The organism is Streptomyces sp. M92 (assembly GCF_028473745.1).
Lineage (GTDB): Bacteria > Actinomycetota > Actinomycetes > Streptomycetales > Streptomycetaceae > Streptomyces.
The window spans coordinates 3,402,739-3,424,132 of sequence record NZ_CP101137.1 but is presented as its reverse complement, the minus strand read 5'-3'; the positions used below and the strand labels follow the sequence as shown (position 1 = coordinate 3,424,132).

Annotated in this window: 15 protein-coding genes; 2 read left to right on the top strand and 13 right to left on the bottom strand. The window is 72.1% G+C overall.

The genetic code is table 11. The features are described 5' to 3' along the window. Window positions 1–33: 33 nt before the first annotated feature. From serA to M6G08_RS15595, 6 genes are all read right to left on the bottom strand, one after another. A complete protein-coding gene (gene serA, locus M6G08_RS15620) occupies window positions 34–1,623 on the bottom strand; it encodes a phosphoglycerate dehydrogenase (protein WP_217246783.1) in 1,590 nt (529 codons plus the stop codon). 262 nt (window positions 1,624–1,885) lie between these two features. Beyond that, the gene (gene ilvC, locus M6G08_RS15615; RefSeq protein WP_272587780.1) at window positions 1,886–2,884 is read right to left on the bottom strand and encodes a ketol-acid reductoisomerase; all 999 of its coding nucleotides are present in this window, start codon (window positions 2,882–2,884) and stop codon (window positions 1,886–1,888) included. Between the two features lie 139 nt (window positions 2,885–3,023). Continuing rightward, complete coding sequence (gene ilvN / locus M6G08_RS15610) at window positions 3,024–3,548, bottom strand: acetolactate synthase small subunit (protein ID WP_019329768.1); 525 nt, start codon at window positions 3,546–3,548, stop codon at window positions 3,024–3,026. A 21-nt stretch (window positions 3,549–3,569) separates the two neighbouring features. Next, complete coding sequence (locus M6G08_RS15605) at window positions 3,570–5,414, bottom strand: acetolactate synthase large subunit (RefSeq protein WP_272587779.1); 1,845 nt, start codon at window positions 5,412–5,414, stop codon at window positions 3,570–3,572. Window positions 5,415–5,667: 253 nt separating this feature from the next. Continuing rightward, window positions 5,668–8,706: a putative bifunctional diguanylate cyclase/phosphodiesterase gene (locus M6G08_RS15600; RefSeq protein WP_272587778.1), complete on the bottom strand. Its 3,039-nt coding sequence runs from the start codon at window positions 8,704–8,706 to the stop codon at window positions 5,668–5,670. 393 nt (window positions 8,707–9,099) lie between these two features. Further along, window positions 9,100–10,041, bottom strand: a complete 942-nt coding sequence (locus M6G08_RS15595; protein WP_272587777.1) for a 2-hydroxyacid dehydrogenase — start codon at window positions 10,039–10,041, stop codon at window positions 9,100–9,102. Between the two features lie 75 nt (window positions 10,042–10,116). On the opposite strand from M6G08_RS15595, the gene M6G08_RS15590 reads away from it, so the two are divergent. Further along, window positions 10,117–11,115, top strand: coding sequence for an aldo/keto reductase (locus M6G08_RS15590; protein WP_272587776.1), 999 nt, complete (start codon window positions 10,117–10,119; stop codon window positions 11,113–11,115). Window positions 11,116–11,216: 101 nt separating this feature from the next. Then, window positions 11,217–12,386, top strand: a complete 1,170-nt coding sequence (locus M6G08_RS15585) for a PQQ-dependent sugar dehydrogenase (protein ID WP_272587775.1) — start codon at window positions 11,217–11,219, stop codon at window positions 12,384–12,386. 8 nt (window positions 12,387–12,394) lie between these two features. On the opposite strand, the gene M6G08_RS15580 is transcribed toward M6G08_RS15585, so the two are convergent. The 7 genes from M6G08_RS15580 to gatB all read right to left on the bottom strand — a co-directional run bounded on the left by M6G08_RS15580 (window position 12,395) and on the right by gatB (window position 21,387). Next, complete coding sequence (locus M6G08_RS15580; protein WP_272587774.1) at window positions 12,395–12,598, bottom strand: DUF6191 domain-containing protein; 204 nt, start codon at window positions 12,596–12,598, stop codon at window positions 12,395–12,397. 38 nt (window positions 12,599–12,636) lie between these two features. Next, window positions 12,637–15,726: a helix-turn-helix transcriptional regulator gene (locus M6G08_RS15575; RefSeq protein WP_272591348.1), complete on the bottom strand. Its 3,090-nt coding sequence runs from the start codon at window positions 15,724–15,726 to the stop codon at window positions 12,637–12,639. A gap of 104 nt (window positions 15,727–15,830) precedes the next feature. Next, window positions 15,831–16,016 carry a hypothetical protein gene (locus M6G08_RS15570; RefSeq protein ID WP_272587773.1) on the bottom strand — a complete coding sequence of 62 codons (186 nt, stop codon included), beginning with the start codon at window positions 16,014–16,016 and terminating at the stop codon, window positions 15,831–15,833. A gap of 214 nt (window positions 16,017–16,230) precedes the next feature. Further along, on the bottom strand, window positions 16,231–16,812 hold the full coding sequence (locus tag M6G08_RS15565) for a hypothetical protein (RefSeq protein ID WP_272587772.1): 582 nt from the start codon (window positions 16,810–16,812) through the stop codon (window positions 16,231–16,233). 35 nt (window positions 16,813–16,847) lie between these two features. Further along, window positions 16,848–17,432: a GNAT family N-acetyltransferase gene (locus M6G08_RS15560; protein WP_272587771.1), complete on the bottom strand. Its 585-nt coding sequence runs from the start codon at window positions 17,430–17,432 to the stop codon at window positions 16,848–16,850. Continuing rightward, window positions 17,410–19,656 (bottom strand): MMPL family transporter, encoded by a 2,247-nt coding sequence (locus M6G08_RS15555; protein ID WP_272587770.1) that lies wholly within the window; start codon window positions 19,654–19,656, stop codon window positions 17,410–17,412. Before M6G08_RS15555 ends, M6G08_RS15560 begins: the two co-directional genes overlap by 23 nt. A gap of 216 nt (window positions 19,657–19,872) precedes the next feature. After that, entirely contained in the window at window positions 19,873–21,387 is a 1,515-nt protein-coding gene (gene gatB / locus M6G08_RS15550; protein WP_272587769.1) for an Asp-tRNA(Asn)/Glu-tRNA(Gln) amidotransferase subunit GatB, read from the bottom strand. Window positions 21,388–21,394: the final 7 nt, after the last annotated feature.

Here is a 21,394-nt window from a genome sequence, read left to right as displayed (position 1 = left end):
GTCCCGGGGGCGGCAGCCCCCGGGACGGTCGCCTCAGACCAGGTTCACCGACCGGGCCGACGTCGCGCCGATCTCCGCCGAAACCTCCGCCAGCACCCCGGAGGGCACCGTGTCGTCGACGGTCAGCACGGCCAGCGCCTCGCCGCCGACCGTCGCACGGGCGACCTGCATGCCGGCGATGTTGATGCCGGCCTCGCCGATGACGCGGCCGACGGTGCCGACGACGCCGGGACGGTCCTCGTAGCGCAGGACGAGCATGTGGTCGGCGAGGGCCAGGTCCACGTCGTACTCGCCGACGGCGACGATCTTCTGGAGGTGCTTCGGGCCGGCCAGCGTGCCGGAGACCGACACCTCCTCGCCGTCCGAGAGGGTGCCGCGCACGGTGACCACGTTGCGGTGCTCCGGGGACTCCGAGCTGGTGGTCAGGCGGACCTCGACGCCGCGCTCCTGGGCGAACAGCGGGGCGTTGACGTACGACACGGTCTCGTCGACGACGTCCTCGAAGACGCCCTTGAGGGCGGACAGCTCCAGCACCTTCACGTCGTGCTGGGTGATCTCGCCGTAGACCTCGACGTCGAGGCGGACGGCGACCTCGCCGGCGAGCGCGGTGAAGATGCGGCCGAGGCGCTCGGCGAGCGGCAGACCCGGCTTGACGTCCTCGGCGATGACGCCGCCCTGGACGTTGACCGCGTCGGGGACCAGCTCACCGGCGAGGGCGAGGCGGACGGACTTGGCGACGGCGATGCCCGCCTTCTCCTGGGCCTCGTCGGTGGAGGCGCCGAGGTGCGGCGTGCAGACCACCTGGTCGAACTCGAACAGCGGCGAGTCGGTGCAGGGTTCCTTGGCGTACACGTCGAGGCCGGCGCCGGCGACGCGGCCCTCCTTGAGCGCCGAGTACAGCGCCTCCTCGTCGACGATGCCGCCGCGCGCGGCGTTGACGATGCGGACGCTGGGCTTGACCTTGCGCAGCGCCTCGTCGCCGATCAGGCCGAGGGTCTCGGGGGTCTTGGGGAGATGGACGGTGATGAAGTCGGAGACCTCAAGCAGCTCGTCCAGCGACAGCACCTTGACGCCCATCTGCGCGGCCCGGGCGGGCTGCACGTAGGGGTCGTAGGCGACGACCTTCATGCCGAAGGCGGACATGCGCTGTGCGACGAGGGCGCCGATGCGGCCGAGGCCGACCACGCCGAGGGTCTTCTCGGCCAGCTCGACGCCGGTGTACTTGCTGCGCTTCCACTCGCCGTTCTTCAGCGCGGCGTTGGCCTGCGGGATGTTGCGGGCGGTGGCGACGATCAGGCCGCAGGCCAGCTCGGCGGCGGTCACGATGTTGGAGGTCGGGGCGTTGACCACCATGACGCCGGCCTTGGTGGCGGCGGAGACGTCCACGTTGTCCAGGCCTACACCGGCGCGGGCGACGACCTTGAGCTTCTTGGCGGCGGCGATCGCCTCGGCGTCGACCTTGGTGGCGGAGCGGACCAGGATCGCGTCCACGTCGGCGATGGCGGGGAGCAGTTCGGCCCGGTCCGCGCCGTTGCACTGGCGGATCTCGAAGTCGGGGCCGAGCGCGTCCACGGTCGCGGGCGACAGCTCTTCGGCGATGAGTACGACGGGTTTCGAGCTCACGTGAGTCCTCACAAGTCCAATGCGGACGGCCGTCCCGACGGCCGCATTCGGTGTCGCTGAGCCGCGTGGAAGACGCACGACGCTGTGGGCCTGACGCGTATGTTGTGCAGCAGTCTAGTGGCGTGACGCGGGTCGTCCTGCGCCTTGGCGGAAGGATCACCCGTCCGTGGCTGGACGGGTTGGACAACGCCGTGCCTCCGACGTTACCCCGGGTTCGCCGAAGGGGCCGGAGCGGCGTCGCCCCGGCCCCCGGCAGTGAGGCCTACGCCTCCTCGTCGACCCAGCTCATGAGCTTGCGCAGCTCCTTGCCGGTGGTCTCCAGCAGGTGCTCGGAGTCCTGCTGCTTGTACTCGTTGTACTTCTTCAGGCCGCCGTGGTACTCGTCCATCCAGTTCTTGGCGAAGGTGCCGTCCTGGATCTCGGCGAGGACCTTCTTCATCTCGGCCTTGGTGGCGTCGGTGATGATCCGCGGGCCGGTGACGTAGTCGCCCCACTCGGCGGTCTCGGAGATCGACCAGCGCATCTTCTCCAGGCCGCCCTCGTACATGAGGTCCACGATCAGCTTCAGCTCGTGCAGGCACTCGAAGTAGGCGATCTCCGGCTGGTAACCGGCCTCGGTCAGGGTCTCGAAGCCCGCCTTGACCAGCGCGGCCGTGCCACCGCAGAGGACGGCCTGCTCGCCGAAGAGGTCGGTCTCGGTCTCCTCGGTGAACGTCGTCTTGATGACGCCGGCGCGGGTGCCGCCGATGCCCTTCGCGTACGACAGGGCCAGCGCGAAGGCGTTGCCGGAGGCGTCCTGCTCGACGGCGGCGATGCAGGGAACGCCGCGGCCCTCCTCGTACTGACGGCGCACCAGGTGGCCCGGGCCCTTGGGGGCGACCATGCAGACGTCCACGCCGGCCGGGGGCTTGATGAAGCCGTAGCGGATGTTCAGGCCGTGGCCGAAGAACAGGGCGTCGCCGTCCTTCAGGTTGTCCTTGATGTGCTTCTCGTAGACCTCGGCCTGGATCGGGTCCGGGACCAGGATCATGATGACGTCGGCCTCGGCGGCGGCCTCGGACGGGCTCACCACGCGCAGGCCCTGCTCCTCGGCCTTGACCTTGGACTTGGAGCCCTCGTGCAGACCGACGCGCACGTCGACGCCGGAGTCGCGCAGCGACAGGGCGTGGGCGTGGCCCTGGCTGCCGTACCCGATGACCGCGACCTTGCGGCCCTGGATGATGGACAGGTCGGCGTCGGCGTCGTAGAACAGCTCGGCCACTGGGTTCTCTCCTTGAGTGCAGGTGTTGCGTCCCACCGTATGCCGGTGAGGGGAAGGGAAGTTTCGGGGTCTCGGAATGCGGGCGGCCGGTGGGTCCGCGGCCGCCCGTTTCCGTCGATATGCGGACCGTTTTCCGCCGTTACGCGGACCGGTCGAGTGCGCGCAGCGAGCGGTCCGTGATCGAACGGGCGCCGCGGCCGATGGCGATCGTGCCGGACTGGACGAGTTCCTTGATGCCGTACGGTTCCAGCATCCGGAGCATGGCGGACAGCTTGTCGCTGCTGCCGGTGGCCTCGATGGTGACGGCCTCCGGGGAGACGTCGACGGTCTTGGCGCGGAAGAGCTGGACGATCTCGACGATCTGGGAGCGCGTCTCGTTGTCGGAGCGCACCTTCACCAGAACGAGTTCGCGCTGGACGGCCTGGGTCGGCTCCAGCTCGACGATCTTGAGCACGTTCACCAGCTTGTTGAGCTGCTTGGTGACCTGCTCCAGCGGAAAGTCCTCGACGCTCACCACGATGGTGATGCGGGAGATGTCGGGGTGCTCGGTGACGCCGACGGCGAGGGAGTCGATGTTGAAGCCGCGGCGGGAGAAAAGGGCGGTGATCCGCGCCAGGACGCCGGGGGTGTTCTCCACCAGGACGGAGAGCGTGTGCTTGGACATGGTCTCTTCGGTCTCTCTCGCTCAGTCGTCTTCGTTGTCGCCGAAGTCGGGGCGGACGTCCCGGGCGGCCATGATCTCGTCGTTGGAGGTGCCGGCGGCGACCATCGGCCAGACCATCGCGTCCTCGTGGACGATGAAGTCGACGACGACGGGACGGTCGTTGATGGAGTTGGCCTCCTCGATGACCTTGTCGAGGTCGGCCGGGTCCTCGCAGCGGATGGCGTAGCAGCCCATGGCCTCCGACAGCTTCACGAAGTCGGGGACGCGGGTGCCGCGGGCCTCCGGGTTGACGTCGTCCGGGCCGGAGTGCAGCACGGTGTTGGAGTACCGCTGGTTGTAGAACAGGGTCTGCCACTGGCGGACCATCCCGAGGGCGCCGTTGTTGATGACGGCGACCTTGATCGGGATGTTGTTCAGGGCGCAGGTGGTCAGTTCCTGGTTGGTCATCTGGAAGCAGCCGTCGCCGTCGATCGCCCAGACGGTGCGGTCGGGGACACCGGCCTTGGCGCCCATCGCGGCGGGGACGGCGTAGCCCATGGTTCCGGCGCCGCCGGAGTTCAGCCAGGTGGCGGGCTGCTCGTACTGGACGAAGTGCGCGGCCCACATCTGGTGCTGGCCGACGCCGGCCGCGAAGACGGTGCCCTCGGGTGCGAGCTGTCCGATGCGCTCGATGACCTGCTGCGGGGAGAGTGAACCGTCCTCGGGCTGGTCGTAGCCCAGAGGGTAGGTGTCGCGCCAGCGGCTGAGGTCCTTCCACCAGGCGCTGTAGTCGCCGGTGTTGCCCTCGCTGTGCTCCTTCTGGACGGCCTGCACGAGGTCGGCGATGACCTCGCGGGCGTCACCGACGATCGGCACGTCGGCGGCGCGGTTCTTGCCGATCTCGGCCGGGTCGATGTCGGCGTGGACGATCTTGGCGTACGGGGCGAAGCTGTCCAGCTTGCCGGTGACGCGGTCGTCGAAGCGGGCGCCGAGGGCGACGATCAGGTCGGCCTTCTGCAGCGCGGTGACGGCGGTGACCGCACCGTGCATGCCCGGCATTCCCACGTGCAGCGGGTGGCTGTCGGGGAACGCGCCGAGCGCCATCAGGGTGGTGGTGACGGGCGCTCCGGTGAGTTCGGCGAGGACCTTCAGCTCGGCGGTGGCCTGTGCCTTGAGGACGCCGCCGCCGACGTACAGGACCGGCCGCTTGGCGGCGGTGATGAGCTTGGCGGCCTCGCGGATCTGCTTGGCGTGCGGCTTGGTGACCGGGCGGTAGCCGGGCAGGTCCATGACCGGGGGCCAGGCGAAGGTGGTCTTCTTCTGGAGGATGTCCTTGGGGATGTCGACCAGGACCGGGCCCGGGCGGCCGGTGGAGGCGATGTGGAAGGCCTGCTCGATCACCCGGGGGATGTCCTCGGCCTTGGTGACCAGGAAGCTGTGCTTGGTGACCGGCATCGTGATGCCGACGATGTCCGCCTCCTGGAAGGCGTCCGTGCCGATCGAGGAGGACACCACCTGGCCGGTGATGGCGACCAGCGGCACGGAGTCCATGTGCGCGTCGGCGATCGGCGTGACCAGGTTGGTGGCGCCCGGTCCCGAGGTCGCCATGCAGACGCCCACCTTGCCGGTGGCCTGCGCGTAGCCGGTGGCCGCGTGGCCGGCGCCCTGCTCGTGGCGGACCAGGACGTGGCGCACCCTGGTGGAGTCCATCAGCGGGTCGTACGCCGGGAGGATGGTGCCGCCGGGAATGCCGAATACCGTGTCGACTCCGACCTCCTCGAGGGAGCGGATGAGGGACTGCGCACCCGTGACGTGCTCGGGGGCGGACTGTCCTCCGGATCGGGGCCGGGGCTGCGGGTGATGGGCCCCGGTGGCCTGCTCGGTCATCGGCATTCTCTTCTCGATGCTGAGGGTTGATGCTGAGGGTTCTGCGAGGTTTGAGCGGTGTGCGGCTGTTGCCCAGGGGTGCTGGTGCAACAAAAAACCCCTCGTGCCAAAAGGCAAGCGAGGGGAGCGCGCCGGGTGTGTGTCGCGGGGAGTCCGGAACGGTCCGGACGTCACCTGCTCAGCCGACGCGCTTTCCAAGTACGAGAATTCGGGTGCGCATGGCACTGACCCTCCACCCGGCGCACACCCACTGTCAAGTGGGTGGGACGGGCGTCTCATTATGTGAGCGGAGGGCTGTGCCACCACGCAGGACGGCGGGCAGGCCGGCCGTGACACCGCCCGCGAAGGCGGGTTCGGCCGGGCCGTGCGGCACCGGGTAGCGGCCGGTTCCGAGCGCTCTGCGCAGCCGGTACTCGTCGAGCGGACCGGAGAACGCCATGCCCTGTCCGTGCGTGCAGCCCATCGCGCGCAGGGCCACGATCTGCTCGGGCAGGTCGACCCCGTCCGCCACGGACTTCAGCCCGAGGTCGGTGGCGATGCGCAGCAGGCCGCTGGTGATCTTGTGCAGCCGCGCCGACTCCACGACGCCCTCGACCAGGCCGCGTTCGAGTTTGAGGACGTCCACGGGCAGGCGCCGCAGTGCGGTGATCGCGGAGTAGCCGCTGCCGAAGCCGTCGAGGGCGATGCGGACGCCGACCCTGCGCAGGGCGTTCAGCCGGCGGTCCAGTTCGTCCAGACCGACCCGTGGGTCGATGTCCGACAGCTCGATCACAAGGGCGCCGGGGGGCAGCCCGTGCCGGGTCAGCAGGGCCTCCACGGTCCCCAGCGGCATGGAGCGGTCCAGCAGCCGACGGGCACCGATGCGTATGGCCACGGCCGCCGAGAGCCCGGCCGCCGCGCGCTCCGCGGCCTGTTCCACGGCCTCCTGGAGCACCCAGCGGTCCAGCTCGGCGGTCTTGTCGCCGTCCTCGCTCACGCGCAGGAACTCCGCGGGGGTGAACAGCACGCCCTGGGAGGAGCGCCAGCGCGGCTGGGCGCAGACCGACGCGATCCGGCCGTCGGTGAGGGAGACCACCGGCTGGTGCAGCAGCGCGAACTCCCCGTCCTGGAGGGCGGCCCGCAGCCGCGTGGCCAGCTCGGCCTTGCGTACGACGTCCTGCTGCATCTGCGGTCTGTACAGCTCGACGCGCCCCTTGCCGCCCGCCTTGGCCCGGTACATCGCGAGGTCGGCGTTGCGCAGCAACTCGCCCGCCCCGAGGCCGGCTTCGGCGAAGGCGACTCCGATGGAGGCGTTGACGCGGACGTCGTTCCCGTCGATGAGGTAGGGCTGCGAGAGGGTCACCCTGAGGCGGTCGGCGAGTTCCAGGATCTGCCGCTCGCGGGCCGCCCGCTCCCGGGTCGCGCCGTCCCCGACGATGAGGGCCGCGAACTCGTCGCCGCCCAGCCGGGAGGCGGTGTCGCCCTTGCGGACGGCCTCCTGGAGTCTGCGGGCGGCCTGGACGAGCAGCTCGTCGCCGGCCTGGTGCCCGATGGTGTCGTTGACGCCCTTGAAACCGTCGAGGTCGATGAAGAGCACCGCGGTGCCGCGCAGGGCGGCGCCCCGGTCGGAGGCGCGACGGCCGGACAGTGCCTGCTGGACGCGCCGGGTGAACAGGGCCCGGTTGGGCAGGTCGGTGAGCGGGTCGTGTTCGGCGTTGTGCTGGAGCTGCGCCTGCAGGCGCACTCTCTCGGTGACGTCCCGGCTGTTGAAGATCAGGCCGCCGTGGTGGCGGTTGACGGTGGACTCCACGTTGAGCCAGCCTCCCCCACCCCCGGAGCGGAAGCGGCACTCGATGCGCGTGGTGGGTTCCTCCACCGGGCTGGCGGCGAGGAACCGGCGCACCTCGTGCACCACGCAGCCGAGGTCCTCCGGGTGGATGAGACCGGCCAGTTCGCTGCCGACGAGTTCCTCGGCCGGGCGTCCGTAGACCCCGGCGGCGGCCGGGGAGACGTAGCGGAGGATGCCGTTGGGCGCGGCGATCATGATGACGTCGCTGGAGCCCTGGACCAGGGAGCGGAAGTGGTTCTCCTTCTGGGCCAGTTCCTGGGTGAGGGTGATGTTGTCGAGCAGCATGATGCCCTGGCGCACGACGAGGGCGAGCACCACGGTTCCGCCGGTGAGCAGCACCACGCGGTCGACGCTGCGGCCGTTGAGAACGTTGTAGAGGATGCCCAGGGTGCAGACGGCGGCGGCGAGGTAGGGCGTGAGCGCCGCCAGGGAACCGGCGATGGGCCGGGCGCCCGGATAGCGCCCGCGCTCGCCCCCCGGGCCGGGTCCGGTCACCGCTGCGGACGCGTTGGCGGCCGCGGACGCCGCGTGGTGGCCGGTGGTGCCGCGCTGGCCGGGCACGTGCTCACGCACCACGCGTGTGTGCCCGCCGGTCCGCTCCTCGTCCGCCTGCCCCCCGCGCCGGGACGCGGCCCAGGGGGCGTAGGCGAGCAGCAGCGAACCGGCGAACCAGCCGGCGTCGAGCAGTTGCCCGGAGCGGTAGCTGTTGTGCAGCAGCGGCGAGGTGAACAGGGCGTCGCACATCACCGTCAGGGCGAGTGCGCCGATGGCGGTGTTGACCGCGGAACGGCAGACGGGCGACCGTCTGAAGTGCAGCGCGAGCACCATGCTGACCAGGGCGATGTCGAGCAGCGGGTAGGCCACCGACAGCGCGCCGTGCGCCACGCTGGAACCGCCCCCGGCCTTCGCCGCCTGCGCCAGCGCCAGGCTCCACGCCAGCGTCAGCAGCGAACCGCCGATCAGCCAGGCGTCCAGGCCGAGGCAGATCCAGCCCGCCTTCGTCACGGGCCGCTTGGCCAGCACCAGCAGACCCACGATGGCGGGCGGCGCGAAGCACAGGAAGAACAGGTCCGCGTAGCTGGGGCTGGGCACGGGCTGGCGCAGGACGACCTCGTACCACCCCCAGACCGCGTTGCCCAGGGAGGCCATCGCCGAGGAGAGGGCGAACAGCAACCAGGCGGGCCGGAAACGGACCCGGCGCCCACGGGCGTAGACGAAGCAGGAGACCGCGGCGGCGGCCGCGGCGGCGCTCAGCCCGAAGTCACCCATGATCTTGGCGAGGTGGTCCGAACCCCAGCCGAACGCGGAACCGACGGCGTATCCCGCGCAGACCAGGGCCAGGACGAGCTGGCGGACGAGGGTCGGCCCGCCGGCGACGGCCGACGGCCGGGGCGGCAGCGGTCCGGGCGAGGGCTGCGCCCGCAGCGCGCCGTCCAGCGTGGGTACGGAGGTCGGCGGACTCACCGGGGCCTCCCGGTCCGCGCCGGTCCCGCGGCCCGCGCGCCCCGCGGGAGGGGCGGCTTCTGCTTGCTGCGGCCGCCGTGCCGGCGCTGGTGGGGGCAGGGCCGACCGTCGCGGCCGGACCGGCCTCGCCCGCGCGCGGTCGCGGTCGTGCGCCAGGGTCGCCGGCGGCGGCTCCGCCGCGTCGGGTCGTTCGTCCATAGGCCGTGCATCGCCCGTCGCCCCCCTCACAGTCTGAGATCCATCCCCGGCGCCGACCGGTGCGCGGCGCGTCCCCTGTCGGACGATACACCAGGATGGTCACTCAGGGACATAGGTTCTCTACGCTCCGTGACGACCAGCGGATATGCGCGTACCCACCGCGTCCGGAGAGTTGCGGAGGGTACCCGGAAGGGATTACGCGCCCGTCGTCAGGATCACGTTGCGCAGCGGCTCCCGGTTCACGAAACGGCTCAACTGGTCCACCAGCAGCCGCTTGGCGCGCGGCAGGAAGGCGGAGGTCGGGCCCCCGGCGTGCGGGCTGACGAGTATGCCGGGAGCACGCCACAGGGGGTGGCCGGGCGGCAGCGGCTCGGGGTCGGTCACGTCGAGGGCGGCGGTGATGCGTCCGCTCTCCAGTTCGGTGAGCAACGCCTTCGTGTCGACGACGGGGCCGCGGGCGACGTTGACGAGCAGGGCGCCGTCCTTCATGCGGGCCAGGAACTCCGCGTCGGCCAGCCCGCGGGTCTCCTCGGTGAGCGGTGTGGACAGGACGACGACGTCGGCCTCCGGGAGCAGGGAGGGCAGTTCGGTGAGCGGGTGCACCGGGCCGCGCGCCGTGGTGCGGGCGGAGCGTGCGACGCGCACGACCGGCGCGACCTCGAACGGCACGAGCCGGTCCTCGATCGCGGCGCCGATCGATCCGTATCCGACGATGAGCACCGTGCGGTCGGCGAGCGCGGGCCGGAAGCCGCCCAGCCACTCGCCGCGGTCCTGCGCCCGGACGAAGTCGGGCACGCCGCGCAGGGAGGCGAGGATCAGGGCCAGGGTGAGTTCCGCGGTGCTGGCCTCGTGCACGCCGCGCGCGTTGCACAGTTGGACCCCCGCGGGCAGGTGCCGCAGGCCGGGCTCCACGTGGTCGATGCCGGCGGAGAGGGTCTGGACGACCTGGACGGAGCGCATCCCGGGCAGCGGGCGGGTGCCGATGCCGCTGGGCTTCATGTAGGGGACGACGTAGTACGCGCAGTCGGCCGGGTCGGCGGGGAAGGACTCCTCACCGTTCCAGTAGCGGTAGGCGGGGCCCTCGGGAAGACCCTCGATCTCGTCCGGCGGGATGGGCAGCCACACGTCAGCACTCATGGTCAGGAGGCTATGTCAGGGGCGCGGAAGGGCAGAGGTTAGGTTGGGTGACCTGACGAGGGAGGGTCACGACCGGTGGAGCGCAGGACGATCGGCGCGACGGCACTCGCGGTGGGGGCCGTCGGACTCGGGTGCATGCCGATGAACTGGGCGTACAGCGCGTCGCGGCAGCGGGGCGAGGAGTCGGTCAGAGCGGTGCACCGGGCCCTCGACCTGGGTGTCTCGCTGCTGGACACGGCGGACATGTACGGCCCGTTCACCAACGAGCTGCTGCTGGGACGGGTGTTGAAGGAGCGGCGGCCGGACGCCTTCGTGTCGACCAAGGTCGGTCTGCTGGTGGGCGACCAGCACATCGTGGCCAACGGCCGCCCCGGCTATGTGAAACGTGCCTGCGACGCCTCCCTGCGCCGGCTCCAGACGGACGTCATCGACCTCTACCAGCTGCACCGTGCCGATCCCGAGGTGCCGATCGAGGAGACCTGGGGCGCGATGGCGGAGCTGGTGCGGGCCGGGAAGGTGCGGGCGCTCGGGCTCTGCGCGGTGGGCGCGCGGTCGGCCCGGCGGCCGGGGGCGCGGCTGCACGACGCCACCGTCCGGCAGCTGGAGCGGGTGCAGCAGGTGTTCCCGGTGAGCGCGGTCGAGGCGGAGCTGTCGGTGTGGTCGCCGGAGGCGTTGCGGACGCTGCTGCCGTGGTGCGTGACGCGCGGCGTCGGCTTCCTCGCCGCGATGCCGCTCGGCAACGGCTTCCTGACCGGCACGCTGACGCCCGGGCAGGGCTTTGAACCGGAGGATCTGCGCGCCCGGCACCCCCGCTTCACCGCCGAGATGATGGCCGCCAACCAGCCGATCGTGGCGGGCCTGCGCCGGATCGCCGCCCGGCACGGCGACGCGGTCACGCCCGCGCAGGTGGCGCTGGCCTGGGTGCTGGCGCAGGGGCCGCACGTGGTGCCGGTGCCGGGCACCAAACGGGAACGCTGGGTGAGCGACAACGCCGGGGCGGCCGGCCTGCGGCTGACCGAGGAGGACCTGACGGAGGTGCGCCGGCTGCCGACGGCCCGGGGCTCGTGGGACTGAGGCGGGCGATTGCCCGGTTCGGGATTCGGCGATCGGGAACTTGAAGGGCGCGTGCGGTGTATGACAAGGAGAACCCGCCGCGTCGAAGGGACCTGTCGACCATGATCGTGCGACGTCGAGCCGTGCCGGCCGTGTTGGCCACCGCCGCCCTGCTGCTGACGGCCGGCTGCTCCTCCGACGCCGGGGAGCCGTCGGGCGCGGACGGCTCCACCTCCGCGAGCAGTACGGCGGACCGGTCGTCGCCTCCGGGGTCGGCCGCCGAACGGACGCCGCCCGCGAAGGGCTCCGTGGAGGTGGTCCGTACGGTCGCCACCGGCCTGGAGAGCCCCTGGGGCCTGGCGCCGCTGCCCGGCGGTGGCCTGCTGGTCTCCTCCCGCGACGGGGCCACGATCACGCGGGTCGACGAGAAGACCGGCGAGAAGACGGAGCTGGGCGAGGTGCCCGGGGTGGCCGCGGCCGGCGAGGGCGGTCTGCTCGGCATCGCGCTCTCCCCCGACTACGCCTCGGACCACATGGTCTACGCGTACTTCACCTCGGCCTCGGACAACCGGATCGTGCGCATGCGGTACGACGAGAAGAAACCGTCCGGTGAGCAGCTGGGGGAGCCGGACACGGTCTTCCGGGGCATCCCCAAGGGAGTGGTCCACAACGGCGGGCGGATCGCCTTCGGCCCCGACAAGATGCTCTACGCGGGCACCGGCGAGAGCGGTGACGAGGGCCTGTCCCAGGACAAGGAGTCCCTCGGCGGCAAGATCCTGCGGATGACACCGGACGGCGAGCCGGCGCCCGGCAACCCGTTCCCCGACTCGGTCGTGTACTCGTACGGCCACCGGAACGTGCAGGGGCTGGCCTGGGACGACGAGCAGCGGCTGTTCGCCGCGGAGTTCGGACAGGACACCTGGGACGAGCTGAACGCGATCAAGCCGGGCGACAACTACGGCTGGCCCGAGGCCGAGGGCAGGAGCGGCGGCTCCGGCTTCCACGATCCGCTCGCCCAGTGGAGCACCGACGAGGCCTCCCCCAGCGGTATCGCCTTCGCCGAGGGTTCGGTGTGGATGGCGGGCCTGCGCGGTGAGCGGCTGTGGCGGGTGCCGCTGAAGGGGACGGAGGCGGCGGCCGACCCGCAGGCCTTCCTGGAGGGCGAGTACGGGCGGCTGCGCACGGTCGTCGCGGCGGGCGGCGACCGGCTGTGGCTGGTGACCAGCAACACGGACGGCCGGGGCGACCCGAAGCAGGACGACGACCGGATCCTGGAGCTGCGGGTCAGCTAGGACGGGCCTCAGGGGCCGCTCGGGTGTCCTCGGTCGTCGGCCGCCTCGGCGGGGCGGGGGACGTGGACGACGACCTTGCCCGACGAGAGGTCTATCGGGCCGTGGCCGGGGTCGCCGTCACCGACGTCCTCGCGGGTCAGTTCCAGTCGGTTCTGCTCGTCGCGGGTGTGCTTGCGGCCGGGGGAGAACAGCTCCTCGAATGCGTTGAACACAGTGCCTCCGTCCGTCGGCGTCCTTTACAGCGTAAGCCTCACTCGGCCGAACCGGACGTGAGCCGGTCGGCCGGGAAGAGCGCCAGCCGGTGGGCCACCGCCGCCGCCTCACCGCGGCCGGACACGCCGAGCTTGGCCAGGATGTTGGAGACGTGGACGCTGGCCGTCTTCGGGGAGATGAAGAGTTCCTCCGCTATCTGCCGGTTGGTGCGGCCGTCGGAGACCAGGCGCAGCACGTCGCGTTCCCGGCCGGTGAGGCCCAGGGCCTCGGCCGGGTCGGCGGGGACGCGCTCGGGTCCGGCGGCGCGGCCCAGGGTGAGGCGGGCGCGGCGGCCGAGCCGGTCGACCGCGTCGGCCAGCGGACGGGCGCCGAGGTGCCGGGCGACGGCGCCGGCCAGGCGGAGCAGCTCCGTGGCGCGGGCGCGCTCGTCCTCGCCGCCGGTGTCCAGGAGGGCGGCGGCGAGCCGGTGCCGGACCCGGGCGAGATCGTAGGGCCGCTCCAGGCACTCGAAGGCGGTGACCACCTCCGTCCAGAGCGCCGGGGTGTCCCGGCCCTCGGCCCGGTGGAGTTCGGCACGGACCCACTTCTCGTGGGCGAGCCAGACGGGTGCCCCGGTGGTGAGCGACTTGGCGGTGCCGGCGATCCGTTCCAGGGCCTCGGCCCGTCCCTCCTCGGCGGCCGGCAGCCCGCGGGCGTCGGCCTCCGCCTGGGCGGCGAACAGCAGCAGCGGCCAGCCGTAGCGCTGGGTGCCGGGCGGCAGGCCCGCGTCCAGGGCCCGGCCGAGTTCGGCGCGGACGTCGGGGAGGCGGCCCTCGGCGGCGGCGATGCCGAGGGCGAGGGCGGCCAGCGGGAGGCGGTACTGCGGCATGGGGTCGTGCGTGCCGTAGGCGGCGCGGGCCTCGGCGAGCAGCCCGGCGGCCTCGGCCGTCCCGCCCCGGGCGAGGGCGACGACGGCGCGCTTGAGGGCGGCGCCACCGCGTGGTGCGGGGCCGCGGCCCGGGGCCGATGCCCGCGCCGCGGCCTCCAGGGCCTCGTCCCAGCGGCCCAGCGAGATCAGCGACTCGGAGAGGTTGCCCCACACCCAGGCCTCGGACTCCAGCAGCCCCATCCGCCGGGTCAGCTCGACACCCTCGCGCAGGATGCCGAGCGCCTCCTCGGAACGGCCGACGCTCTCCAGGACGGACGGCAGGTTGACGTGGCTGCGGGCCACCACGGCGGACCGCCCTTGCGCCACCACCAGGCCTCTGACCTGGTACATCTCGGCGAGCCCCGCGTCGATGTGGCCCGCGTCGACCATCAGGCCGCCCAGGGTGAGCCGGGCGTTGAGCTCGATGTCGTCGGCGCCGACCATGCGCGCGTACTCGACGGCCCGCTCGGCGGCGACGACCGCGTCGGGGCCCGGGTCGTGGAGCATCGACCAGTTGGCGGCCATGGCCAGCACCTCGGCGTGCACCTGGGAGGGCGGCAGGCCGCGGACCAGTTCCTGGGCGATGCCGAGCTCCCGCCAGCCGTCGCCGCGTCCCTGGGCCTGGACCAGCAGGGAGCGCTGCGTCCAGAACCAGGCGGCGCGCTGCGGGTCCCGGCCGCTCGCGGGCACCCCCGCGCCCGTCTCCTGCTCCTCCTCCAGCAGGCGCAGCGCCCGCTTGGTGATCTTCAGGGCGCGTTCCCGCTCCCCGCACAGCCGTCCGGCGACGGCGGCCTCCGCCATGAGGTCGAGGTAGCGCAGGGGCGTGGTCTGCGGATCGCAGCCGCAGGGCGGGTAGACCTCGGTGTAGTCGACGGGGCGCAGGGTGGCGCGGATGTCGTCGGGCACGGAGTCCCACAGCTCCATGGCGCGTTCCAGGAGCCTCAGTTGCTCGGAGTAGGCGTGGCGGCGGCGGGCCTCGACGGAGGCGTCCAGTACCGCGGGCAGGGCCCTGGCGGGGTCGTGGGCGTGGTACCAGTAGCTGGCCAGGCGCATCACGCGCTCGGCGGCGGGCACCAGCGTGGGGTCGGCGTCCAGGGCCTCGGCGTAGCGGCGGTTGAGGCGGGAGCGCTCGCCGGGGAGCAGGTCGTCGGCGACGGCCTCGCGGACCAGGGAGTGCCGGAAGCGGTAGCCGTCGCCGTCGGGGGCGGGCAGCAGGATGTTGGCGCCGACGGCGGCGCGCAGCGCCTCGATGAGGTCGTCCTCGGCGAGTGAGGCGACGGCGGCGAGCAGCCGGTACTCGACGGTGGAGCCGCCCTCGGCGACGGTCCGGGCGACCCGCTGGGCGCTCTCGGACAGCGCCTCGACGCGGACCAGGAGCAGGTCGCGCAGAGAGTCGGTGAGGCCGGTGCAGCAGCCCTCGTGAGCGGCGACGGCCAGTTCCTCGACGAAGAAGGCGTTGCCGTCGGAGCGTTCGAAGATCTCGTCGACCTGGAGCGGGTCGGGTTCGTAGGCGAGGATGCCGGCGATCTGCCGGCCCACCTCGTCACGGGTGAAGCGGCCCAGCTCGATGCGGCGGACGGTGCGCAGCCGGTCGAGTTCGGCGAGCAGGGGGCGCAGCGGGTGGCGGCGGTGGATGTCGTCGGAGCGGTAGGTGGCCAGGACGACGAGGCGGCCGGTGCGCAGGGTGCGGACGAGGTAGGCGATCAGGTGGCGGGTGGAGGCGTCGGCCCAGTGCAGGTCCTCCAGGACGAGGACGACGGTGTGCCGGGCGGCCACGCGCTCCAGCAGGCGGGCGGTGAGCTCGAAGAGGCGGGCCATGCTCTCCTCGTCGTGCCGGCCGCCGCCGGTGACCGGGGCGCCCTCGCCCAGTTCGGGCAGCAGCCGGGCCAGTTCCTCCTCCTGTCCGGCGGCGGCGTCCGCCAGTTCCCCGGGCAGTTGGCGGCGCAGGGCGCGCAGGGCGGTGGAGAAGGGCGCGAAGGGCAGTCCGTCGGCGCCGATCTCGACGCAGCCGCCCAGCGCGACGACGGCGCCCTGCCGGCGTGCGGCGTCGGCGAACTCCTCGACGAGACGGGTCTTGCCCACGCCTGCCTCGCCGCCGAGGAGCAGCGCCTGCGGCTCGGCGGAGGCGGCGCGGACGAGCGCGTCGTGCAGGATGGCCAGTTCGCCGGCGCGGCCGACGAACACGGGACTGACGGACCTGGTCTCCACGGAAGCGAGCATCGCACGCGGGTCCGACAGCGGCGCAGCTGTTTTCGACAGGTGGACGGCGGGCGGTACGGCGACGGGGAGGGCGGCCGTACGGCCACCCTCCCCGGTTCCCCCGTTCACGCCGCCCGGGCGAACCGGTGCCTGCGCGGGCGCCGGCTATGGCTCTCCTCCGGCGCGGCTGTGCGGCTGGCGTCCCGGCGGGCGGCGCGGCGGGCGCGGACGGCCTCGCGGGCCAGCCGGGCCTCGTCGGCGCGGCGGATCAGTTCGGTGGCGCGGGTCTGCTGGATCTCGTACTCGAACACGGCGTGTCTCCTGTGGTGAGGCCGGTTGCTGCTTCGCTGACTGCGATGCCTCAACCTTCGTCTCCCAGGGGGGTCCGCCACATCGGGTAAGTTCCGCATCTTCGGCACCGCGCGGGACCTTAGACGTGCGTGAGGGGGCTTAGACATGCGTGAGGGGTCTTAGGGCGTGCGCCACAGGCGCGTGGATGCCCTAAGACCCCTGCGGAAGGCCTGGTCAGCCGGTGGACGGCAGACCGAGCAGGATGTCCGTGTACTTCAGGACCGCGAGCAGCAGGCCGATGACGCCGAGGGCGACGCCCGCCCAGGCGACCGACTTGATCCACGGGGCCTGCGGGCGGCCGGGCGCGCCGAACGCGGGACGGGCCAGCACCACGACGCCGACGATCAGCGCGACCAGGGCGAACGCGCCGCCCCACAGCGCGGTGGCGTGCCAGGCGTCGCCGTAGCCCTTCTCGATGAGGGTGCCGACGTTCGACGACGAGGACGTCTCCAGCTGGCCGATCAGCGACTGGCGCGCGGAGGCGACGGTGCCGACCCAGCTGCCGGTCAGCGAGACGAGGCCCAGCCCGGCGGAGACGACGGCACCGGCGCCCTGGCCGACGCCGGTGGCGCCCTCGGTTGCGGGGGCGGCGGAGTCGGCGTCGTCAGCGGCCTCGTCGTCCGGCGTGGTGTCGTCCGGCGTGACGTCCGCGCCTTCCTCCTTCTCGACCTCGGTGGTCTCGGGAGCCTCCGCCGCCTCGTCCGTCTTGTGCTCGTCGGTCTTCACGCCGGTCTCGTCCACTGTCTTCGTTCCCATGTCTCGCACCGTACGGACGCTGTCTGAGAGGTCCCTTAATGATCCTTTTGAGCGGCACGCGCGCGTGCCTCACGTGCCGCACGCCACTCGGGCGCGAGCACGGCCCACACCTCGATGTCCTGGCGGACGCCCCGGTGCAGGGAGCTTTCGCGCAGCACTCCCTCACGCATCATGCCGAGTCGCCGGGCGGCGTTGACACTCGGGGTGTTGGCGGACGACGCGTGCCACTCCACGCGGTGCATGCCGCGCTCGTCGAACGCCCAGTCGATCAGGACCCGGGCACCACGGGTGACCAGGCCCCGGCCCGTTCCGGCGGGCTCCAGCCAGCAGCCGATCTCGCAGACTCCGGTGGCGGCGTCGAAGACCCGGAAGAGCAGTCCGCCGACGAGTTTGCCGTCCAGCCACAGTCCGTGCAGGAAGCCGCTGTCGGCGGCGTGCCGGTCGGCGTAGGCCTGGAGGATCTCCCGGGCGGAGGTCACGTCGGTGGCCTTGGCGCCGAAGGGGATGTGCTGGGTGATGAACTCCCTGCCCCGCTCCAGGTGGGCCAGGAACTCCTCGGCGTGCCAGGTCTCCAGCGGGCGCAGTTCGGCTCCGTCGTCACCCAGTGGTATCGCGTACATCCCGGTGTCGCTCCTCCTCCGCAAGGACGTCCGCCACCTCGGCGTCCGTCGCCGCGGCCAGCCTCTCATGGGCGGCGCGGCACTCGGGCGGCTCGATGCTGATGCGGGGCAGGAGCTTGTCCAGGCGGCGTGGCAGCCACCAGTTGGCGCCGCCGAGCAGGTGCATCAGGGCGGGCACCAGGAGGGTGCGCAGGACGAAGGCGTCCAGGGCGACGGCCGCGGCGAGCGCGATGCCGAACATGGCGATGACCCGGTCGCCGCTGAGGACGAAGGCGAGGAACACCGAGATCATGATGACCGCCGCCGAGTTGATCACCCGGCTGGTCTCGGCGAGACCGACCCGGACGGCGCGGCGGTTGTCACCGGTCTCCAGCCACTCCTCGTACATCCGGCTGACCAGGAAGACCTGGTAGTCCATGGAGAGACCGAAGAGTACCGACACCATGATCACGGGGAGGAAGGGTTCGATCGGGCCGGCGCTGCCCAGGCCCAGCTGTTCGCTCCCCCAGCCCCACTGGAAGATCGCCACGACGACGCCGAAGGACGCGGCGACGGCGGCGACGTTCATCGCGGCGGCCTTGACCGGGATGCCGATCGAGCGGAAGGCCAGCAGGAGCAGCAGGCAGCCGAGGCCCACGACCACGCCGACGAAGAGGGGCAGCTTGCCGACGATGACGTCGGCGAAGTCGTCGTAGCCGGCCGTCACCCCGCCGACGTGCACGTCGAGGGCGGTGCCGGCCTCGGCGCGCGGCAGCACCTCGGAGCGCAGCCGCTCGACGAGCTCGCTGGTCTGCGGCGACTGCGGGGAGGACTCGGGTACGACGGTGAGGTACGCGGTGTCGCCGCCCGAGTTGTAGGCCACCGGGGTCACCGAGGAGACGCCCTCGGTGGTGCGCAGGTCCGCGTCGAGGTTGTCCAGGGCGAGCCGGTCCTCGGCGCCGGCGACCTCGGTGACCAGGGTGAGGGGGCCGTTGACGCCGGGGCCGAAGCCCTCGGCGAGGAGGTCGTAGGCCTGGCGGGTGGTGCTGCCCTCGGGGTCGTTGCCCTGGTCGGAGGTGCCCAGACGCAGGCCGAGGGTGGGCAGGGCGAGGACGGTGATGACGACGAGCGCGAGGGCGCCGAGCAGCTTGGGGTGGCGCTCGACGAACGCCGACCAGCGGGCGGCGAACCCGGTCGGCAGCTCGGGTTCGGGCCCGTGCTCCGCGAGCCGGCGCCGCTCGCGCCGGCTCAGGGCGCGCGGGCCGATGTACGACAGCAGCGCCGGCAGCAGCGTCACGGAGGCGGCGACGGTGAGGACGACGGTGAGCGAGGCGGCGATGGCCACGCCGCCCAGGAAGCTGAGCCGGAGGATCAGCATGCCCAGCAGCGCGATGCAAACGGTGGCACCCGCGAACGCGACCGCTCGCCCGGTGGTCGCGACGGCGTTCTCGGCGGCCTCGGCGACCGTGAGGCCGCGCTTCAGTCCGCGCCGGTGCCTGGTGACGATGAAGAGCGCGTAGTCGATGCCGACGCCGAGTCCGATGAGGGTGCCCAGCATGGGCGCGAAGTCTGCGACGGTCATGGCGTGGCCGAGCAGGGTGATGCCGGCGTAGGCGGTGCCGACGGAGACCAGCGCGGTGGCGATGGGCAGCAGGGAGGCGGCCAGGGAGCCGAAGGCGAGGAAGAGGACGACGGCGGCGACGGCCACGCCCACGACCTCGGCGAGGTGGCCGTCCGGCGCCTCGGTCACCGCGACGGCGCTGCCGCCCAGTTCGACCTGGAGCCCGTCGGTCCCGGCCGCCTTCGCGGTGTCGACCACGGCCCGCGCCTCGGCCGGGTCGATGTCCTGGGAGGCGTCCTCGAAGGTGACCGAGGCGTACGCCGTGTGGGCGTTCTCGCTGATCTGCGGCGAGTCGGCGTCGTCGTAGGGGTTGGTCACCGAGGCGACGCCGGGGAGGTCCGCGATGCGGTCCAGGGTGCGGGTCATCGTCTGTTCGACGTCGGTGGCGCGCACGGTGTCGGTCGTCGTGTGCCAGACGATCGTGTCGCTGTCGCCGCCGAGGCCGGGGAAGCCGGAGGTGAGCAGCCGGGAGGCACGGTCGGAGTCGGTGCCGGGCACGCCGTAGTCGTTGGAGTACGCCGATCCCGCGACGCCGGCGGCCGCGGCGACCCCGCCGAAGGCGAGGAGCCAGAGCAGGACGGTGCCGAGACGACGTCGAACACACCAGCGTGCGAGGGCTGCCACGAACATGCTCCCAGGTGTCTGATTGTGGATCTTTGACCGGGAACAGTCGTCCTTGGTGTGAACGGCCCGCAAAGAACGCATGAGCAATGCAAAGTCACTCTTGCAGGCGGACGTGATCGTTTGCGGATTTAGTGGGCTTATTCACAACAACGGCCCTGGGGAACTCGTCGTGGTGACGTGTTCCCCAGGGCCATCGGTGCCGGGCCGCGGAGGTGCTCAGCCTTCGGAGACTCCCAGCTTCTCCAGGATCAGCTCCTTGACGCGGGCCGCGTCCGCCTGACCCCGGGTCGCCTTCATGACCGCGCCGACCAGGGCGCCGGCCGCGGCCACCTTGCCGCCGCGGATCTTGTCGGCGATGGCCGGGTTGCCGGCGATGGCCTCCTCGACCGCGGTGGTGAGCGCGCCCTCGTCGGAGACGACCTTCAGGCCGCGCTTGTCGACGACCTCGTCCGGGGTGCCCTCACCGGCGAGGACGCCCTCGATGACCTGGCGGGCCAGCTTGTCGTTCAGGTCGCCCTTGGTGACCAGCTCGGCGACGCGGGCCACCTGGGCCGGCGTGATCGCCAGCTCGTCGAGCGCCTTGCCGGACTCGTTGGCGGCGCGGGCCAGCTCGCCCATCCACCACTTGCGGGCGGAGGCCGCGTCGGCACCGGCGTCGATCGTGGCGACGATCGGGTCCAGCGCGCCGGCGTTGAGGATCGACTGCATGTCGGTGCCGGAGATCCCCCACTCCTCGCGGAGCCGGTTGCGGCGCACCAGCGGCAGCTCGGGCAGCGCGGAACGGATCTCCTCGACCCACTCGCGGGACGGGGCGACCGGCACCAGGTCGGGCTCCGGGAAGTACCGGTAGTCCTCCGCCTCCTCCTTCACGCGGCCGGAGGTCGTGGACCCCGTGTCCTCGTGGAAGTGGCGGGTCTCCTGGATGATCGTGCCGCCGCCGCCCAGCACCGCCGCGTGGCGCTGGATCTCGAAGCGGGCCGCGCGCTCGACGGAGCGCAGCGAGTTGACGTTCTTCGTCTCGCTGCGGGTGCCGAACTTCTCGGTGCCGTTCGGGCGCAGCGACAGGTTCACGTCGCAGCGCATCTGGCCCATCTCCATGCGGGCCTCGGAGACGCCGAGGGCGCGGATGAGCTCGCGCAGCTCACGGACGTACGCCCGGGCGACCTCGGGGGCGCGCTCGCCCGCTCCCTCGATCGGCTTGGTGACGATCTCGATGAGCGGGATGCCGGCGCGGTTGTAGTCGAGGAGGGAGTGCGAGGCGCCGTGGATACGGCCCGTCGCGCCGCCGACGTGCGTCGACTTGCCGGTGTCCTCCTCCATGTGGGCGCGCTCGATCTGGACGCGGAAGGTCTCCCCGTCCTCCAGCTGCACGTCGAGGTAGCCGTCGAAGGCGATCGGCTCGTCGTACTGGGAGGTCTGGAAGTTCTTCGGCATGTCCGGATAGAAGTAGTTCTTCCGGGCGAAGCGGCACCACTCGGCGATCTCGCAGTTCAGCGCGAGACCGATCTTGATCGCCGACTCGACGCCGGTCGCGTTGACGACCGGGAGCGCGCCGGGCATGCCGAGGCAGACGGGGCAGGTCTGGGTGTTCGGGTCGGCGCCGAGCGCGGTCGAACAGCCGCAGAACATCTTGGTCTTGGTGCCGAGTTCGACATGGACCTCGAGGCCCATGACGGGGTCGTACGACGCCAGCGCGTCCTCGTACGACACCAGGTCGGTCGTGGTGGTCACGGTGTAA